A 17,147-nucleotide genomic window follows, 5' to 3' on the forward strand; every position below is an offset into this window, starting at 1 on the left:
CAAATTAAAAATTTTTTACTTTTTTATTGCATAGCAGAACAACTTGGGTAATATAAAACCAAATGAGAATAAATGCAGAATAATCGCATGGGTATTCAAGTAAAAAACATTAATAAATTCTACGGCAACCATCAGGTGCTACATGATGTGACCTTTGATTGTCATAAAGGCGAAACCTTGGTTTTACTTGGCCCAAGTGGTGCAGGTAAAAGCTCGCTGCTACGGGTATTAAACCTGTTAGAAGATGCCTCGGCAGGTGAACTGAGTATCGCTGAAACTTACTTTAATTTTAAAAAGCCTGTGGCTGAAAAAGACGGATTAAAACTGCGTCGTAAAGTTGGCATGGTATTCCAGCAATACAATTTATGGCCGCACAAAACGGTGTTGGAAAACTTAATTGAAGCGCCTGTAAAAGTACTCGGAATGGATAAAGAGCAAGCCAAACAGGAAGCAATGACGCATTTAGCGAAATTGCAGTTGGCAGATAAAGCCGATGCATGGCCTTTGCAACTGTCTGGTGGTCAACAACAGCGTGTGGCAATTGCCCGTGCACTAATGATGAAACCTGAAGTTTTATTGTTTGATGAGCCAACTGCGGCGCTTGATCCTGAGATCACAAGCCAGATTGTGCAAATCATTAAAACTTTAAGCGGTACTGGCATTACTCAAGTAGTGGTTACCCACGAAGTGGATTTTGCTAAGAAAATCGCCAGCCATGTGCTTTACATGGAAAACGGAAAAATTGTTGAACACGGCAGTAACGAGGCATTTAGTAATCCTCAAACACCGCAGTTCGCAGATTATTTAAAACACTAGTTAAAACTTAACGTTATATCCCCCTTTTATACGTTCGTTTAAGACGCATGGAGTATCGCGATGAACAAAATTTTATTAGCTACGATTATCGGTTTGGTTTCTTCACAAGCAATGGCACAAGAGATCAAGTTCGCAATGGAAGCAACCTACGCTCCTTTCGAGTACATGGATGAGAACAATCAAATTCAAGGCTTTGATGTCGACGTTGCCAATGCACTATGTAAAGAGCTGGATGCGACTTGTACTTTTCATAATCAATCTTTCGATAGTCTGATCCCTGCTCTTAAATTCAAGCGATACGATGCGGCGATTTCAGCCATGGATATTACTGAAGCCCGTCAGCAACAAGTGAGCTTTAGCCAACCTTATTACGATAACGCTGCTGGCTTTATTGCTATCAAAGGCAAACTTGCTGATGTCGATGCCCTTAAAGGCAAGCGTGTTGGCGTGCAAAATGGTTCGACTCACCAAAGCTACCTAACAGATCAAATGGCTGACGTGACAACTGTGCCTTATAACAGCTACCAAGATGCCTTCATTGATATGCAAAATGGCCGTATTGATGCGGTATTCGGTGACACAGCAGTGGTTGCTGAGTGGCTGAAAAAAGACGACAACCTAGCGTATGTAGGCAAGCCTGTAACGAACCCTAAATACTTCGGTAATGGTTTTGGTATTGCAGTGAATAAAAACAATCAAGAGTTACTTAAGCAGTTGAACACCGCACTTGCGAAAATTAAGCAAGACGGTCAATACCAAGTGATTTTTGATAAGTACTTTGGTAAGTAAATTATGATGTTATCGGGATATTCACTTTCCCTGTTAGAAGCAAGCTGGATGACTGTCCAGCTGGCTTTTACCAGTTTAGTTGTTGGATTAGTGTTAGCGATGCTTTTTGCTGGCGGTGAGATGTCTCGATTTCGCCTTGTGGCATGGCCGACAACGGCTTTCGTAACGGTGTTAAGAGGCTTACCTGAACTTCTTATTGTGTTGTTTATCTTTTTTGGTTCAGGTCAGATCTTGTTTTATATCACGGGTGATTATGTCGAGATCAGCCCGTTTCTATCTGGTGTTATCGCACTTTCTTTGATCTTTGCGTCTTATGCAGCCCAAACCATTCGTGGTGCAATCCGTGCTGTACCCAAAGGTCAACGTGAAGCAGCAAGTGCATTAGGGATCAGTAAAAGCAGAACGTTTTTTGCCATTATTGTGCCGCAAGCTGTGCGTCATGCCCTACCGGGATTAACGAACCAATGGTTGGTACTATTAAAAGATACGGCATTGGTGTCATTGATTGGTGTAACGGACCTATTAAAGCAAGCGCAATTAACCTCTGCCGCAACCCATGAAAGTTTTACTTGGTATGCAACTGCTGCTGGGGTGTATTTGGTGATCACTTTGATCACGCAGAAGATCATTAAGATTATTGATGCGAAATACAGTGCTCAAGATGGCGCAAGTAAGTCTAAGTCGCCTGTGGTTGAAGGAGCAATGGCATGAATGAACAACACTTCTGGCAATTGATGGATGGCCTTGCCACCAGCTTACAGTTAACTTTTGTGTCATTACTGGTGGGCTGCACGCTTGCACTATTAATGACAATGACGCTGATTTTAAGAACCTCTGTTTTGCATTGGATCAACCGTGGCATTATTACTCTGTTTACGGGTACACCTTTGTTAGTGCAGATCTTTTTGATCTACTACGGCCCAGGACAGTTTGATGTGATCCGTGAGAGTTTCTTATGGAATTGGTTAAGTCAGCCGTGGTTCTGTGCCATGTTAGCGCTGGCTTTAAATACTGCCGCTTACAGTACCCAATTGTTTAAAGGTGCATTTGACGCTATTCCAAAAGGACAATGGCAAGCCTGCCGTGCTCTAGGGATGGAAACAAAAACTACCCTAAGCACCTTGTTACCATTTGCAATTCGTCGTGCAGTACCTGCTTATTCCAACGAAGTGATCTTGGTGTTTAAAGGCACATCCCTTGCCAGCACCATTACGATTATGGATATCATGGGTTATGCTCAACGTATCAATGCCCAAACCTACGATACGCTAACGGTGTTTGCGATTGCTGGGGCAATGTACTTAACGGTGAATGCGATACTTTCTATCCTTTTCCGTTTGGTAGAAAAGAAAGCGTTGGCTTTTGAAGCCGCAAATTAATCCCTCTCCTAAAGCCAGCTATCTCCTGCTGGCTTTTGTTTTTCTTATTACTCATTGATGATTTTTTCCTATTTCACCAGCCTGCTTTGCCCTCTCTTTTCTTATTTCTCAGCACTGAATCTAAAATCTGACATTGACCAGAGCTAAAAACAGCTATCTTTAAAACTGTGTATTTGTATTGCTAGTTCTATAAATAGTGTTTGAAAGGGAGATGTGCATGTCTTTGATCCTATCTATTAAGCGATGCTTGTTGATCGTTTTACTCGCAACTCCCCTTGTTACTGTTGCCGATGAAATGACACCTGAACAACAGTTTGAAATTGGCAAACAGAAAGCCTTGGTGTGTGTGACCTGTCACGGTGTTGATGGTATTTCCGCCACAGAAACTTACCCCAATCTACAAGGGCAAAAGCAGCAATACCTGATCGCCGCCCTTAAAGCCTATAAACAAAACCAACGTATTGATGGGTTAGCGATATTAATGCAGGGCTATGCGAAACATTTAAGTGATCAAGATATGAGGGATCTTGCGTATTACTTCAGCCACGTAAAAACAGAAAATCATGAACAATAAAAACAAACTGCATCATTGCTAAGGTTATGACGATGGATACTCGGTACAACTATAAAATCGTTCAATACTTTATGGTTGCCAGTGTTATTTGGGCGCTAATTGGCATGTTAATCGGGGTGATTTTAGCGGCGCAACTGTATTGGCCAGCCTTGAATTTAGACTCTGAGTATTTCCAATTTGGTCGTCTTCGCCCTTTGCATACCAATGGGGTGATTTTTGGCTTTGTGGTTAACCTCTTGATGGGGACATCTTTCTATATTGTTCAACGCACCTGTAAGCAGCGACTTTATAATATGACGATTGCTTGGCTGGTATTTTGGCTCTGGCAATTCATTCTCATTCTGGCTGTGATCACCTTGCCAATGGGCTTTACTACCTCGAAAGAATATGCTGAGCTTGAATGGCCGATCGATATTCTTATTGCTATCACTTGGGTGATGTATGCGATTGTTTTCTTTATGACAATTGCCAAACGTTCGGTACATCATATCTTTGTTGCCAATTGGTTTTATGGTGCGTTTATTATTGTGATTGCGATGATTTTTATCGCTAATAATCTCGAATTACCTGTCACCATGTGGAAATCGTATTCCATTTATTCAGGGGCTGAAGATGCGATTGTGCAATGGTGGTGGGGTCATAACGCAGTAGGCTTTTTACTCACCGCAGGGATCATTGGGATGAATTACTATTTCATTCCGAAAATCTCAGAACGCCCTATTTATTCTTACCGTTTATCTGTGATTCACTTTTGGGGTTTAGTCGGCTTTTACACTTGGGCAGGTACACACCATTTAATTTATTCATCAGTACCTGATTGGCTGCAAAACCTCGGTATTGTGATGTCACTTATTCTCTGGCTACCATCTTGGGGTGGCGCATTTAATAGCATCATGACCTTGCTTAACAATAAGCAAAAACTCAAACATGACTACATTATGTGGTTCTTCTTCTCTGCCATTATCTATTACGCCCTTGCCACTTTTGAAGGGCCATTATTAGCCATTCGCTGGTTTAATATGATCGCCCATAATACCGATTGGGTGGTTGGTCATGTGCATTCTGGCGCACTGGGCTGGGTAGGTATGTCTGCCATTGCGACCTTCTATTACTTTATTCCTCGCCTGTTTGGTCATGAACAATTGTGGTCTAACCGTTTAGTAAAATGGCATTTCTGGTTAGCCCATATTGGGATTGTGTTATATGCCGTTGCCCTATGGATTGCAGGTATTGGACAAGGCTATATGTGGCTTAAAGAAGAGCCAAATGGTTCACTCAGTTATAGCTTTGTCGAAGCCATGAACTTTAGTGCCCCTTGGATGTTAGTTCGCTTTATTGGCGGTGCACTGTTTGTGCTTGGCATAGTATTGATGATTTATAACCTTTACCGCACGGTGAAACAGCCAAAAACGAAAACCAATAATAACGCTGACGCCACTTCAGAAAAGGTAGAAGCGCATGATTAATAAAGACTTTACTTCATCTGTGGTGATTTTAATTGCGTCAACAGCGATTGTTGCGGCATTTTCTTTCCTTGTCTGGGTGCTACCTGCCTTTTTCTATCAAGACAGATTAATCGCAGAATCGACAGCCAAACCGTTAACTGCATTGCAAGTGGCTGGACGTGATATTTATATCAGTGAAGGTTGCCATACTTGCCATTCGATGATGGTTCGCCCATTAAATGCTGAAGTGAAACGCTATGGCAGATACAACCGTGAGAGTGATGATATATACGAGCATCCCAATCTTTGGGGTTCAAAAAGAACAGGGCCTGATTTAACCAATCTTGGGCGTAAATATTCAGATCAATGGCACATTATTCATTTGCGTAATCCTCGTGATGTTGTTCCAACATCGATCATGCCCTCTTATCCGTGGCTATTTGAGCAAGTATTAGATGGCGAAGACATTGAAGCCAAACTCACAGCCCTACGTACATTGGGTGTGCCATACAGTGATAAAGAAATTCGCCAAGCGAGATTAGAGGTGAAAGGTAAAACCAAAGCACAAGCGTTAATCGCCTACTTGCAAAGTTTGGGACAAGATCAAGGAGTACGACCATGAGTGCTTTTTGGAGTAGTTGGGTCATTATCTTAACGCTGATCTTTTTAGCGTTTATGATTGCTGTGGTTGTGGTGTATTGGAAAAAGAACCACTCCGCCAACGCTAACCGTACTGTTGATAGCTTTGATGGCATTGATGAAAACGATGCCGCTGTTCCCAGTCTGCTGCTGTTGTCTTATCTTGCAGCGTTTATTATCGCTGCGGTGTTCTTGGTGCTTTATCCCGGTATGGGAAATTGGCAAGGGTTGATGAAATGGCAATCCACCAGCGAAGCAGAATCCACTGCCCCTACTTCACTACAAGCCCAAATAGCTCAAGTGGGTGACGAGAACTCAAGTTATGAAGATTTGAGTCAATCCCCAGAAATTGTCAGTGCTGGTCGCGCTTTATTTCAAACCCATTGCGCAGCTTGTCATTTAAATCAAGCCCAAGGGCAACTGCATTTCCCTAACTTAAGCGATACAGTTTGGCTGTATGGTGGCAGTGACGAAGCAATACATCACTCCATTGTTCAAGGTCGTAATGGTGTTATGGCGGGTTGGAAAGATATTCTGACTGAAGAAGAAATTGAGCATGTCTCTTCATATGTTGCTTCACTTGAAAAAAATCGCATTATCGCGGAGCCAGCGGTCAACCTTGAGCTTGGTAAAGCCGTATTTGATGCTAACTGTACCGCTTGTCATGGCAGTGATGCGAAAGGTAATCAAGCATTAGGCGCACCTAACCTTACCGATAATATTTGGCTTCATGACGGCAGTATTGAAGGCATAAACGCCACTGTGACCTATGGCTTAAATAACGTCATGCCCGCTTTTGAAAACCAACTCACTGATGATGAAATTCAAGCGCTTGGTGCTTATATTCGTCATCAAGGTAACGAGCGACAAAATAAGCTCTCAGGGCTTAATCAAGACATGGTTAGTAAAGGGCAATATCTAGCTTACGCAGGTGATTGTATTGCTTGTCATACAGGTGAAGGTGGTGAACCTTTCGGTGGAGGTTTAGGTTTCTTAACTCCATTTGGCACCCTCTATTCAACCAATATTTCCGCTCACCCAACCTATGGCATTGGTAATTACACTTATGAGGAGTTTTACGATTCATTACATAAAGGCAAAGGAAAACACGGTTATTTGTACCCTGCTATGCCTTACTCTTCTTATCAATATGTCACTGATGAAGATACCCAAGCATTATGGGCATATATGCAATCGCTTAACTTTGTAAATACCCGTAATAAAGAAAATAAAATGATGTTCCCTAGTAATATACGTTTAGGGCTATTAGGCTGGAATATTGCTTTCTTAAATACAGCACCACTGGAATACCCTGATAATATGACCGAGCAATGGAAACGCGGTAAGTACCTCACTATGGGCTTAGGTCACTGCTCGGAATGCCACACCCCACGAAATATTGCGCAAGCCTTGATAGATACAGAGTTATTCCAAGGTAATTTAATTGATGGCTGGAAAGCCCCTAATATTACCGCAACAGAGCTATATGAAGCTCGTTGGGATGTGAAAACCTTAACGGATTTCTTAAAAACAGGGCATTCAGATAAAGGCACAGCCTTTGGTGGTATGGCAGAGGTGGTGCTAAACAGTACACGATTCTTAACCGAACAAGATGTTGCAGCCATTGCGGAATACTTGCTCACCGGTGATAAATATAACGAGTTAGATAGCTCTGTTCCTCAACTTAATCCGCCTGGATTTGGCAATCTCGTTCCCGCCAATGTTGATATCCAAACCGTTGAGCTAAAGCCGTTAAGCAGCAACGATCCTGAAAACGAAGCCAAACTGTATGGCGTATATGTTCAAACCTGTGGCGCATGCCATGGTAAAGATGGTAAAGGCCGAAAAGGTATCGCCCCTACACTGCTTAACAACGGGATAATTATGCACAGTGATCCTTACGATACCATTGCCGTGACTATTCGTGGTTTATCGCCAAACTTTATGGAGCAAGACACCAATTTCATGCCAATGAGTAGCTTTAACTCAGTGATCAGTGACGCTAACTTGGCAAAACTGATCAGCTTTGTTCGTGCAAAATTAGGCGATCGTACCGTGCCTGTTACCCCGCAAGAAGTTTCTGATGTGCGTAAGGCATTAGTTGAAGGTGGTTACGCTGGAAATATTCACAGCATGACACCACCAGAAGCTAACGAGCCAAATAGTTTAACAGAATAAGCGGATATCTAAACAGTGTACAGTTCCATTATCTGCTTAACATTCCATCAACAGTAATAATTTTTACAATTTTTATGCAATTTTTCACTGCTTTATATTGCCTCTGTAAAATTTATAAGTATCATCAAATTTCAATCCTTTGAGTAGAGGCGCGCTGCCTATTAGTATCCAGATGGAGGGTGACACCTAAGAAGTCTGGGGAAAGGAGTCGGCGCCGAAGTCATTGTTGTGTCATCAACAGTGGCTGGGTCTGCATTAAATAAGTGCAGAACTGCCATAGTTACGTAGTCTATGGAGCGCTACCCTAAGGGATATGCAGAAGTATATTTTCTACAGAAATCTGTTTCTCTATCCTTTCGGTAGATCTCCACCTAATATAGGTGTTTAAGAGATCCATGAATCTAGTTCAATATTCTGATTCCATTTTATCAGTTGTCCCTGCATTACTAGCTGTTATTTTAGCTATTGCTACCCGTCGCGTATTGCTATCGCTTGGTCTTGGCATTGTTGCTGGCGCAATCCTTCTTAATGATTACAACCCTTTAACTGCGCTGAAATACATTGTTCACCAAGTTGTTGGTCTTATTTGGTCTGACGGTGCAGTAAATAGCGGCAACGTGAATATGATCATCTTCATGTTGTTACTAGGCGGTTTGATCAGCCTAATGACAGCAACAGGTGCAACCCGCGCCTTTGCTGAATGGGGTTACCGTCGTTGTAAAGATCGCCGTAGTGCAAACATGCTAACGGGCTTAATGGTTTTTGCTTTCTTTATTGATGACTTCTTCCACAGCTTGTCTGTAGGCCCTATTTGTCGTCCTGTGACTGACCGTTTCAACATTTCACGTGCGAAACTGGCTTACCTACTGGACTCAACCGCAGCGCCTGTTTGTGTCATTACACCTATTTCATCTTGGGGCGCATACATTATTGCGATCCTTGGGGGTATCTTAGCAACGAACCATATTACTGATATCAGTGCGATTTCATTGTTCGTTCAAATGATCCCAATGAACCTATACGCGGTATTCACACTTCTGATGGTTATCGTGGTTATCTTCTTCCAACTAAACATTGGCCCTATGCGTCAACACGAAGCGTGGGCAGAAGAAGGCAAACTATGGGACGAATCTAAAGGTCATCCAAAAGGCTTAGAGATCACAACCGAATCTTCAGGCAAAGGCACAATGATCGACATGGTTCTGCCAATCCTAACGCTAACGGTATCAAGTGTTATCTTTATGGTGATCAGCGGTGCTGACGTTCTAGCCGCTCGCGGTGAAGCATTTAGCCTAATTAAAGCCCTTGAGCATACCGATCTTGGTTCGTCGCTGGTTAACGCTTCACTATGTAGCCTTGCCGTTTCAATGGTATTAGCACTTCGTTTAAAGCTATCACTAAAAACATGGCTAACCGCTGCACCACAAGGTGTTCAAGCAATGATGCCAGCTATCGTTATCCTAATGTTCGCATGGACGATCGGTACCGTAGTCAGTGACATGAAAACAGGTCTGTACCTAGCGTCATTAACCAAAGGTGGCTTCCCTACTGAACTACTACCTGCATTAGTCTTCGTTCTATCTTGTGCGATGTCTTTCGCAACAGGTACAAGTTGGGGTACGTTCGGTATCATGTTGCCACTAGCAGGTGATATGGCGGTAGCAAGTGATGCTCACCTATTGATGCCTATGCTTTCTGCGGTACTTGCAGGCTCTGTATTTGGCGATCACAGCTCTCCAATTTCAAGTACAAGTATTCTGTCTGCAACAGGTGCAGGTAGCCATCACATGGATCACGTAATGACTCAGCTTCCTTATGCTATTACTGTGGCATTCGGTGCGCTATTGGGTTACCTAACAATGGGTATCATGTCGTCAACTATCGCTGGTATTGGTGTGAGTGCACTATGGTTCCTTGCATGTTGTACGATCCACCTACGTCGTCACAGAAAATACCAACAAGCGGTAACAGCATAAGCTAACCGTCTAAATTCAAAATAAATTAGAGAACTCCCCGTTCGTTTTATCCTGTAATTGCTTTATGCTTAGGATTAAACAACGGGGATTTTTTTACATCAAATTTAGGAAAGAAACATGGAATACTTACACACAATGATCCGCGTGAGCGACCTAGATGCATCACTGGACTTTTACTGTAATAAGTTAGGATTAGTTGAAGTTAACCGTAAAGAAAGTGAGCGTGGACGCTTTACCCTTGTGTTCCTTGCTGCACCAAGCCAAGCGGAAGCGGCAAAAGAGACAAAATCACCGTTACTTGAACTGACTTACAATTGGGATCCTGAAGAGTACACTGGCGGTCGTAACTTTGGTCACTTAGCGTTTGCGGTTGAGAATATTTACGAGTTATGTGCGCATCTGCAAGATAACGGGGTTGTAATCAATCGCCCACCACGTGATGGACACATGGCGTTTGTTCGCTCCCCTGACGGTATTTCCATTGAACTGCTACAAAAAGGTGATGCACTTGAAGCGCAAGAGCCTTGGGCATCAATGCAAAACCAAGGCGAATGGTAATAAACGATTATTGCTACTTGTCAGTGCTAAAGTACTGACAAGTGGCTTTTCAAGAAGTGAGGAAATTAAGCTATAAAACAATAATGCCTAGCTGACTTAATAGCTGCTCTTGTTGCCAATCACAAATTTTCACTCCTTGTAGATTCACTCGTCGAATATCAACCCCTTCCAAATCTACATGACAAAGATCTGCTCCTTCAAACATGCATTGCTGCCAATGCTCGGAAGAAAACTCACCTCGGCTAAGATCAGAGCCTTTTAAAGATGTGGCTAATAGGTTTGCCCCATTCCAACGGTTTTCAAACAGCTCGCATTGCTCCAGCTTTACATCTTCAAAGTTGCTATAGCGTAAGTTACAGCCCGTAATATATGCCGAGCTAAAAAAGGTATTTTGGGTGATGTAATTGGAAAACGACGCATATTGAAAGTCCGCCCCTTGCAAGTTTGACTCTCGCATTTCAATGCCAAAACACTGCGTATGACGAAAGTTAGCTAAAGATAAATTACAATTTTTAAAACTGGCATCCTTTAGCTTGGCATAAGAGAAATTCACACCATCTTCTGCGCCAGCTTCAATAAAGCTGCAATCAATGAAACTTGCTTCAACCAAATTAGCCCGAGAAAAATCACAGCGATAGAACTGACAATTCTCAAATATCGCTTCTGATAAGTCAGCACCAGAAAACGATTCATCTTGATAGCACTTTGCGGTGATATGCATGGTTATTCTCTATATTTCATCAACAAAAAAACGCTGTTACTGAGCACTCAATAACAGCGTTTTTAATTTTACATCAAAGCCAATAAGCTAATTAGTTAGGTACATCACAGTTAGAGACTGCTGATGGTACTTGCTTGATCTCTTTAACTTGGAATGTGTTTTGTAGGCTATGGAACACTTTAGCACTGTAGTAATCACCATTATCAATACTGAAAGTAATGAGGTAATTCATACCTGCAACCACCTGTTGACGCACTTCGTAAATTTTACCTAACTGGTGATCACCAGAAATTGCTTTAACAGCTTCTTTTGCCGCTTGTTCTACTTCAGGAGTGATTTTGCCTTGAGCCCAACCACCAGCAATTGCTTGAGTAAAATCACAACCAGTTTGCACATTTGCCTCTTTTTTTGTTTCGTTTTTTGCAGAGCTACACGCAACTAACACAATTGAACTTAAAGCGATCAGTAAAATTTTCTTTTTCATTTTCTTGTCCTAATACATAACCTTTCTATATATATGACCAGAAAATGTGATCAAACGCAAACAATTTTGTTTAAAACGTCATTTTATTGCTAACAAAAGCCAAAAACGCAACTTTATTTGCATTTTAAATGACATACTTTCTATACGACTCTTGGTTAATATCTTCAATCTCAACCGTTACACAAATATCATTATGGAACATGGCTGCTACTTGATGAAGGATCACTTCAGCTAGATTATCTTTTTGCTTTGGATCTCTCCCTGGCAGTACTCTTACCGTAATATGAACAAAAGGTTTCTCTGTTGTTCCTGTTCGATAAAACTCAAAAGGGATTGCACGTGTCTTAATGTCTTCTTCATCAAACAGACCTGAACTAAACGTCGCATAATGGGTGGTTGCCATTAGTTCATTTACGTTGATCTCATTCTCAAGATCTTTGGCGTACTCAATAATGCAATGCGGCACAACGATTCTCCTTTCTATAGATAGAATACCGACGTAAAAACACTAGCACATATCAAAATGAGAACTCGTAGCGAGATCTGCTTTTTGATAATAATCATTATTAAGTACTGGGTTATTTCAGTTTCTGTGACTCCGATTGAAAATCTACAAAATAGTCACTTGTGACAATGTCACCTATTTTTTAGAAGGTTAGCACCTTATTAGCTGTTAATGTCCAATGTGCGAGATCATCTAAAGTGCCAATTTCACATCCTTCAATCAACAACTCTTTCGATAAGCCACGAGCACTACAGCACGTTTTACATAATGACACTTCACTCCCCTGCGCTAAGGCGATTTCAACCATTTGCTGAATATCATAACCTTCAACCGGATTTTGCTTCTTCATCGCACACATAACCGCATCAGACATTAAAAATAGCTTAATTTGTGCTGCTTGTTCTTCTTGCTCATTCAACTTGATCGCTAAACGTAGTGCATTAAACGGACGCTCTGAGCCATAAGGTGCATCATTGATCACAATTAAAATGGTTTGCATAACATACTCTTCCAACAAATAGTTTCGACTGGAAATATTGTCACACAAAAGTTGAGGTAATTATAGAAATCCTGATTAAGTATGAATGGCAAATAACAATGAATATTTAAGAATAAAGATCACATTTTCAGTACGTAACCAGACCATGAAAGCTCATTAAACACCCAACTAGCGCAAATAATTATCGCAAATTCAATTTATCTGCATATTCTGCTATTAACCGTTGAAATAATTTGGCACATTACCGCCTCAGTTGGTTTACTGCTTGATTTCATCCAGCTGTTGTGTGTTTAACTTCTAGCTAGAGAACATCTAATGAGCCATCGTCTCCAACTTACCCATGCCCCATCAGTCCTATTTCTGTTTGGCTTATCTGGTGCAGGTAAATCCTATGTCGGTGATGTTATTGGGGCTCATGATGACTGGTTTGTTTACCACGCTGATGATGATCTTACTGATGAAATGCTAGAAGTTATCCAAGCGGAAAAACCTTTCACAGAAGAAATGCGTGATAACTTTTTTGAGCGCATTAGCGACAAGGTTAATCATTTCCGTACCCTATACCCACGAATTGTTGTTACTCAAGGTGCTTACAAGAAAAAGCATCGTGATTTCATTCGTAATAACATTAGTGATATTGAAATGATCTACGTAACAGCGACGGACTCGCTGATCCATCAACGCTTAGAATATCGCCTTAACGGTATTTCAAATGCCAGTGCAGAAGCCATTAAGCATATTTTTGAAGTACCAGATCCATCGGTAAAAACTATTTTCAATTACGAAGGTAAGTCTTCTATCATTGAGCAACTTAATTCTTTTTATAGTAAAGAAATTGCTTAACATTAGCATATTATAATGCTTCTAAAGCAGTAGATAGTGGACTATATATAATCTAGCGAATGTAATTGATTTTACTATTCAAAGTGAAACAATTCGTTCATCACGTTTCTTTATACTCTCCCTTAACCATATGCGCTTTTTAGCATAAACTTATCCTTGTATATGATGTACTCATAATAAGGTGTCTATGTGAATGGGTTAAAACCGTATCTTGCTGTCATCTTTGTTCCCTTAGTGGCAATAGTGACGATTATTAGTCTTTATTTTTATCAAAAAGACAGCATTCAATTAACGGAACACATTAAAGAGAATGAGCTCAGTCAATTAGAGTCTCTACTGCACCTAACTAACTTACATCTCAATACTGTCTCTGAAGACTTAAATAGCCTCACCTATCAATTACAACAAGCCCCACTACATGAACCTTTACGCGTATTAGAAAAAGCGCGTGTTCTCAAGCAATTTAAAAGCATTCTTATCAATTCTGACTTATACGAATCTATTCGACTGATTGATTATAAAAATACCCAAGTGTTATTTTTACGAAAAACAGAAAATGGTTTTTTTATTGATTACAACGAGAGCATTACTGATAAAGAGCAATTAAAGAACATTGATCACACTTTCTCGTTAAAAGATAAGAAAAGTTTTATTAATAAAACAGGTAACACAATTTCGTTTTACCAGCATCTGCAAATGGAACACAGCCACTGGGTGATCCAATTAAGCTATCGTCAGCTACCCATCAACAACATCTCGAATAACAATGGTCGTATTAACTTTATTATTAACCATGACGGACAGTGGATCTCCTCACCTTACATTCAAAAAATTGAAAATAAAGCGCAGCCAAATATACCGACATCAGAAGAGTCTCTTTTTTCAGAAGCTTACCCGTATTTGTGGAACACCGTTAAACGCTTAAACAAAGGTCAAACCATCATTGGAGATTACTTATATACCTATAGCCCTATTATTTATAATAATAAACAACACGATGAGAACCTAAGCAATGGCATTTCAGAGTGGGTGCTAATCTCCTCTATTAATATAGATAAAGCCCTTAATAGCCTGTATTTCTCCAATTTCACCCGTATTCGATTAGCCGCAATATGCGTGATGTTTTTTATCCTCATTGGCAGTACAGTGATGCTTGTTTGGCGACTGGTTCAGAAACATAAAAACGAGCAAGAGCTTCGTCAGCAACGTGACGACAACCTCAATCGCTATGCTGCAATCATTAAAAATAGTGAGGATGGCATTATTGTTTTAAATGATAAACGTAAAATATCGGCAATTAATGATGCCGCACATTCTATTTTAAATATCAATCGCAATGTGCTGCATCAACCCCTACTGCAGCTATTTAGCTCTGAACAAATTCAAATTGAATTGACTAACTTACTCAACACCATTGATCTTTTACCTAATACCGAGCACTTAAAAACCCATATCAAGTTAAAGTTTAAGCGGACTAAACACTTAGAAGTGATTGCAACCAAACAAAACGACAGTGTTGAAGATAATATTTTACTCCATATTGCGGATGTGACGTATTGGGTCAATCGTGAAAAACGATTACAAGCACTCTCACGTGCAGCAGAGCAAAGCGCCGAGTCTGTTGTGATCACTGATAAGAATGGTTTTATCCAATATGCAAATGGCGCTTACCTGAAGCAAACTGGTAAAACATTCCGTGATTTAATCGGCAGCCACAGTTCTGAATGTTTCAATGATTATGTTGATAATGAAAATGAACGTAATGCCCTCTTTAGCAAGTTAATGTCGGGACAGTCCATTCACCATGTAATTGCTAAAAAGGTAAATCACGACATTCACTACGTGGACTACACTATCTCCCCTATTCGTGGTGACGATGGCAAGATCTGTAACTACATCGCAACCAGTAGAGATATCACTGATCGCATCACTTATGAAAATAAACTTCATCGACTAGCGCACTATGATTCATTAACCCAATTGCCAAACCGTACGTTGTTTAGCCAAGACATTAATCGCTGCGCATTGGAAGCAGCAAAACATCAAGCTCAAGTGGCAGTGATGGTTATCGACTTAGCATTGATCAAACAGCTTCATGAATCGCTAAGTAATGAAGAAATTGAGAAGATCCTCTTAATCTTATCTCAACGCATAAAATCCAATTTACGAGCGAGCGACATTTTGGCACGTATTGATTCCGATGAGTTCGGTATTTTAATTCGTTCCTTTCATGATACTAAGGTCATCAACCAGTTAGCTGAGCGCATCTTACAAAGTATCAGTTCGCCACTGTCTATTCATTGCCGTGTATTCTCCATCTCTGCCAATATTGGTATTGCCTTTAGCTCAGAGACGGAAAACGATCCAAAAATACTGCAGAAATATGCCCATATTGCGCTATACCGAACTAAAGGATTAGCAGGAAGCAATTACTGTTATTTTACGGAATCAATGGAAGTTGAAAATGTACAGCGTTTATTACTCGAATCTGATCTAAGACGCTCTATTGGCACCGATCGCTATGAATATTTTTTCCAACCAAAAGTCAGTGCTGTCACCCATCGTTTATGTGGCGTCGAAGCGTTATTAAGATGGAAGAATGATAACGGTGAATATCGCTCACCCGCTGATGTGATCCCTATTTTAGAATCTTCAGAGTTAATCATTGAAGCAGGCAACTACCTGATCAAACAAGCATGTAGACAGCTAAAACAATGGCAAGATCAAGAACACTATTTTGATATCGCGATAAATATCTCAGCAAGGCAGTTACTTGAGGCTGATTTAGTACAAACCATTACCGAAGCAATTTCACAATCAGGCTGCGATCCACATTACTTAGAATTAGAGTTAACGGAAAGCGTATTAATGTGTGATGTGAATTTTGCCTTAACCCAATTACATGAGTTACGTGAGCTAGGGATCAAGATCGCTATTGATGACTTCGGGACTGGCTACTCATCATTGGCTTATTTATCACGCTTCCCTATCAATATTCTCAAAGTCGATCGGGAATTTATTAAAGATCTGCCTTCAAATAAAGACAGCATTACCATCTGTCGTTCCATCGTTGAGTTAGCTCACAACCTCAATCTCACCATTGTTGCCGAAGGGGTTGAAACACAAGAGCAACTGAGCTTCTTAGAATCACTTGGCGTTGAAGAATTACAAGGCTTCTACTTTGATAAACCCCTACCATTGACAAACTTTGAAGATAAATACCTTACGGAAATGACAAAAGCACCGGTTTTAACTTGATACAGGTTCTCATCAGTTGAATTGTGGCTTATCATTACAACAGAATGATTGTTATGTAGGATGCTTTGATGAGCTTTGACGAACATTTAAATAACTTTATCAAGCAACGAGAACAGTTTGGGACGCCTGGTCAACAACGACAACAGAAGCGTAATGCGTATGTTGTGGTTGATGCCACAGATCAAAGTAAAGCTCGTGAAGCAATAGCAAAAGAACAAGAACTCGCCTCCAAACGTGCAGAGTTCGAAACAAAGCAGCATCATGAACGAATTAAAGGTCGTTGTGTATTACCTGACGAAGCGAAAGCGTTAGAAGGTACAAATACGCAAGCTCGACCAGCGGATCCTGGTCGCATAGCCTATATCCAACAGCTGAAAAAAGATTTAAAACTCAAAAAATATAGTAATTAGAGAAATGATAATAAATAAGGAAGCAAACCGTTTGCTTCCTTATTTATATGCATAGAGATGACAAAACCTGTAC

General features: G+C 40.7%; 17 protein-coding genes and 1 riboswitch. Of the genes, 13 read left to right on the forward strand and 4 right to left on the reverse strand.

What is annotated here, in order from left to right:
* Window positions 1–87 precede the first annotated feature (87 nt).
* The 10 genes from artP to E5A76_RS20235 all read left to right on the forward strand — a co-directional run bounded on the left by artP (window position 88) and on the right by E5A76_RS20235 (window position 10,354).
* Window positions 88–816 (forward strand): arginine ABC transporter ATP-binding protein ArtP, encoded by a 729-nt coding sequence (gene artP / locus E5A76_RS20190; RefSeq protein WP_053989789.1) that lies wholly within the window; start codon window positions 88–90, stop codon window positions 814–816.
* A 60-nt stretch (window positions 817–876) separates the two neighbouring features.
* Window positions 877–1,605 carry an arginine ABC transporter substrate-binding protein gene (locus tag E5A76_RS20195; RefSeq protein WP_107166551.1) on the forward strand — a complete coding sequence of 243 codons (729 nt, stop codon included), beginning with the start codon at window positions 877–879 and terminating at the stop codon, window positions 1,603–1,605.
* 3 nt (window positions 1,606–1,608) lie between these two features.
* Complete coding sequence (gene artQ, locus E5A76_RS20200) at window positions 1,609–2,316, forward strand: arginine ABC transporter permease ArtQ (protein ID WP_161120035.1); 708 nt, start codon at window positions 1,609–1,611, stop codon at window positions 2,314–2,316.
* On the forward strand, window positions 2,313–2,984 hold the full coding sequence (artM, locus tag E5A76_RS20205) for an arginine ABC transporter permease ArtM (RefSeq protein WP_161120036.1): 672 nt from the start codon (window positions 2,313–2,315) through the stop codon (window positions 2,982–2,984). Before artQ ends, artM begins: the two co-directional genes overlap by 4 nt.
* 217 nt (window positions 2,985–3,201) lie before the next feature.
* On the forward strand, window positions 3,202–3,558 hold the full coding sequence (locus tag E5A76_RS20210; RefSeq protein ID WP_161120037.1) for a c-type cytochrome: 357 nt from the start codon (window positions 3,202–3,204) through the stop codon (window positions 3,556–3,558).
* A 32-nt stretch (window positions 3,559–3,590) separates the two neighbouring features.
* Window positions 3,591–5,024, forward strand: coding sequence for a cytochrome-c oxidase, cbb3-type subunit I (gene ccoN / locus E5A76_RS20215; protein WP_161120038.1), 1,434 nt, complete (start codon window positions 3,591–3,593; stop codon window positions 5,022–5,024).
* Window positions 5,017–5,625, forward strand: coding sequence for a cytochrome-c oxidase, cbb3-type subunit II (gene ccoO, locus E5A76_RS20220; RefSeq protein ID WP_053989561.1), 609 nt, complete (start codon window positions 5,017–5,019; stop codon window positions 5,623–5,625). The genes ccoN and ccoO overlap by 8 nt, the downstream gene beginning before the upstream one ends.
* Entirely contained in the window at window positions 5,622–7,820 is a 2,199-nt protein-coding gene (gene ccoP / locus E5A76_RS20225) for a cytochrome-c oxidase, cbb3-type subunit III (protein WP_161120039.1), read from the forward strand. The genes ccoO and ccoP overlap by 4 nt, the downstream gene beginning before the upstream one ends.
* Before the next feature lie 136 nt (window positions 7,821–7,956).
* Window positions 7,957–8,130: riboswitch (Lysine riboswitch) on the forward strand.
* An 85-nt stretch (window positions 8,131–8,215) separates the two neighbouring features.
* Complete coding sequence (locus E5A76_RS20230) at window positions 8,216–9,796, forward strand: Na+/H+ antiporter NhaC family protein (protein ID WP_053989559.1); 1,581 nt, start codon at window positions 8,216–8,218, stop codon at window positions 9,794–9,796.
* 117 nt (window positions 9,797–9,913) lie between these two features.
* Window positions 9,914–10,354 carry a VOC family protein gene (locus tag E5A76_RS20235; protein WP_060988206.1) on the forward strand — a complete coding sequence of 147 codons (441 nt, stop codon included), beginning with the start codon at window positions 9,914–9,916 and terminating at the stop codon, window positions 10,352–10,354.
* 70 nt (window positions 10,355–10,424) lie between these two features.
* Here the strand turns inward: E5A76_RS20235 and E5A76_RS20240 are convergent, their stop codons facing one another.
* From E5A76_RS20240 to E5A76_RS20255, 4 genes are all read right to left on the reverse strand, one after another.
* On the reverse strand, window positions 10,425–11,075 hold the full coding sequence (locus E5A76_RS20240; protein WP_161120040.1) for a Qnr family pentapeptide repeat protein: 651 nt from the start codon (window positions 11,073–11,075) through the stop codon (window positions 10,425–10,427).
* A gap of 91 nt (window positions 11,076–11,166) precedes the next feature.
* A complete protein-coding gene (locus E5A76_RS20245) occupies window positions 11,167–11,559 on the reverse strand; it encodes a cystatin domain-containing protein (RefSeq protein WP_053989556.1) in 393 nt (130 codons plus the stop codon).
* Window positions 11,560–11,683: 124 nt separating this feature from the next.
* Window positions 11,684–12,025 (reverse strand): 5-carboxymethyl-2-hydroxymuconate Delta-isomerase, encoded by a 342-nt coding sequence (locus E5A76_RS20250; RefSeq protein WP_053989555.1) that lies wholly within the window; start codon window positions 12,023–12,025, stop codon window positions 11,684–11,686.
* Window positions 12,026–12,206: 181 nt separating this feature from the next.
* Complete coding sequence (locus E5A76_RS20255; RefSeq protein WP_053989554.1) at window positions 12,207–12,563, reverse strand: DsrE/DsrF/TusD sulfur relay family protein; 357 nt, start codon at window positions 12,561–12,563, stop codon at window positions 12,207–12,209.
* A 315-nt stretch (window positions 12,564–12,878) separates the two neighbouring features.
* Between E5A76_RS20255 and E5A76_RS20260 the strand changes: the two genes are divergently transcribed.
* The 3 genes from E5A76_RS20260 to E5A76_RS20270 all read left to right on the forward strand — a co-directional run bounded on the left by E5A76_RS20260 (window position 12,879) and on the right by E5A76_RS20270 (window position 17,074).
* Window positions 12,879–13,406, forward strand: coding sequence for a hypothetical protein (locus E5A76_RS20260; protein ID WP_053989553.1), 528 nt, complete (start codon window positions 12,879–12,881; stop codon window positions 13,404–13,406).
* Between the two features lie 189 nt (window positions 13,407–13,595).
* Window positions 13,596–16,664: a bifunctional diguanylate cyclase/phosphodiesterase gene (locus tag E5A76_RS20265; protein WP_161120041.1), complete on the forward strand. Its 3,069-nt coding sequence runs from the start codon at window positions 13,596–13,598 to the stop codon at window positions 16,662–16,664.
* Between the two features lie 68 nt (window positions 16,665–16,732).
* Complete coding sequence (locus E5A76_RS20270) at window positions 16,733–17,074, forward strand: hypothetical protein (RefSeq protein WP_053989551.1); 342 nt, start codon at window positions 16,733–16,735, stop codon at window positions 17,072–17,074.
* Window positions 17,075–17,147: the final 73 nt, after the last annotated feature.

Origin of the sequence: Photobacterium lucens (genome assembly GCF_009873615.1) — a bacterium.
Lineage (GTDB): Bacteria > Pseudomonadota > Gammaproteobacteria > Enterobacterales > Vibrionaceae > Photobacterium > Photobacterium lucens.

Bases quoted from the DNA above. Each gene is read 5' to 3' on its own strand.
- artP (WP_053989789.1), top strand. From the start codon at position 88: ATGGGTATTCAAGTAAAAAACATTAATAAATTCTACGGCAACCATCAG.
- E5A76_RS20195 (WP_107166551.1), top strand. From the start codon at position 877: ATGAACAAAATTTTATTAGCTACGATTATCGGTTTGGTTTCTTCACAA.
- artQ (WP_161120035.1), top strand. From the start codon at position 1,609: ATGATGTTATCGGGATATTCACTTTCCCTGTTAGAAGCAAGCTGGATG.
- artM (WP_161120036.1), top strand. From the start codon at position 2,313: ATGAATGAACAACACTTCTGGCAATTGATGGATGGCCTTGCCACCAGC.
- E5A76_RS20210 (WP_161120037.1), top strand. From the start codon at position 3,202: ATGTCTTTGATCCTATCTATTAAGCGATGCTTGTTGATCGTTTTACTC.
- ccoN (WP_161120038.1), top strand. From the start codon at position 3,591: ATGGATACTCGGTACAACTATAAAATCGTTCAATACTTTATGGTTGCC.
- ccoO (WP_053989561.1), top strand. From the start codon at position 5,017: ATGATTAATAAAGACTTTACTTCATCTGTGGTGATTTTAATTGCGTCA.
- ccoP (WP_161120039.1), top strand. From the start codon at position 5,622: ATGAGTGCTTTTTGGAGTAGTTGGGTCATTATCTTAACGCTGATCTTT.
- E5A76_RS20230 (WP_053989559.1), top strand. From the start codon at position 8,216: ATGAATCTAGTTCAATATTCTGATTCCATTTTATCAGTTGTCCCTGCA.
- E5A76_RS20235 (WP_060988206.1), top strand. From the start codon at position 9,914: ATGGAATACTTACACACAATGATCCGCGTGAGCGACCTAGATGCATCA.
- E5A76_RS20240 (WP_161120040.1), bottom strand. From the start codon at position 11,075: ATGCATATCACCGCAAAGTGCTATCAAGATGAATCGTTTTCTGGTGCT.
- E5A76_RS20245 (WP_053989556.1), bottom strand. From the start codon at position 11,559: ATGAAAAAGAAAATTTTACTGATCGCTTTAAGTTCAATTGTGTTAGTT.
- E5A76_RS20255 (WP_053989554.1), bottom strand. From the start codon at position 12,563: ATGCAAACCATTTTAATTGTGATCAATGATGCACCTTATGGCTCAGAG.
- E5A76_RS20260 (WP_053989553.1), top strand. From the start codon at position 12,879: ATGAGCCATCGTCTCCAACTTACCCATGCCCCATCAGTCCTATTTCTG.
- E5A76_RS20270 (WP_053989551.1), top strand. From the start codon at position 16,733: ATGAGCTTTGACGAACATTTAAATAACTTTATCAAGCAACGAGAACAG.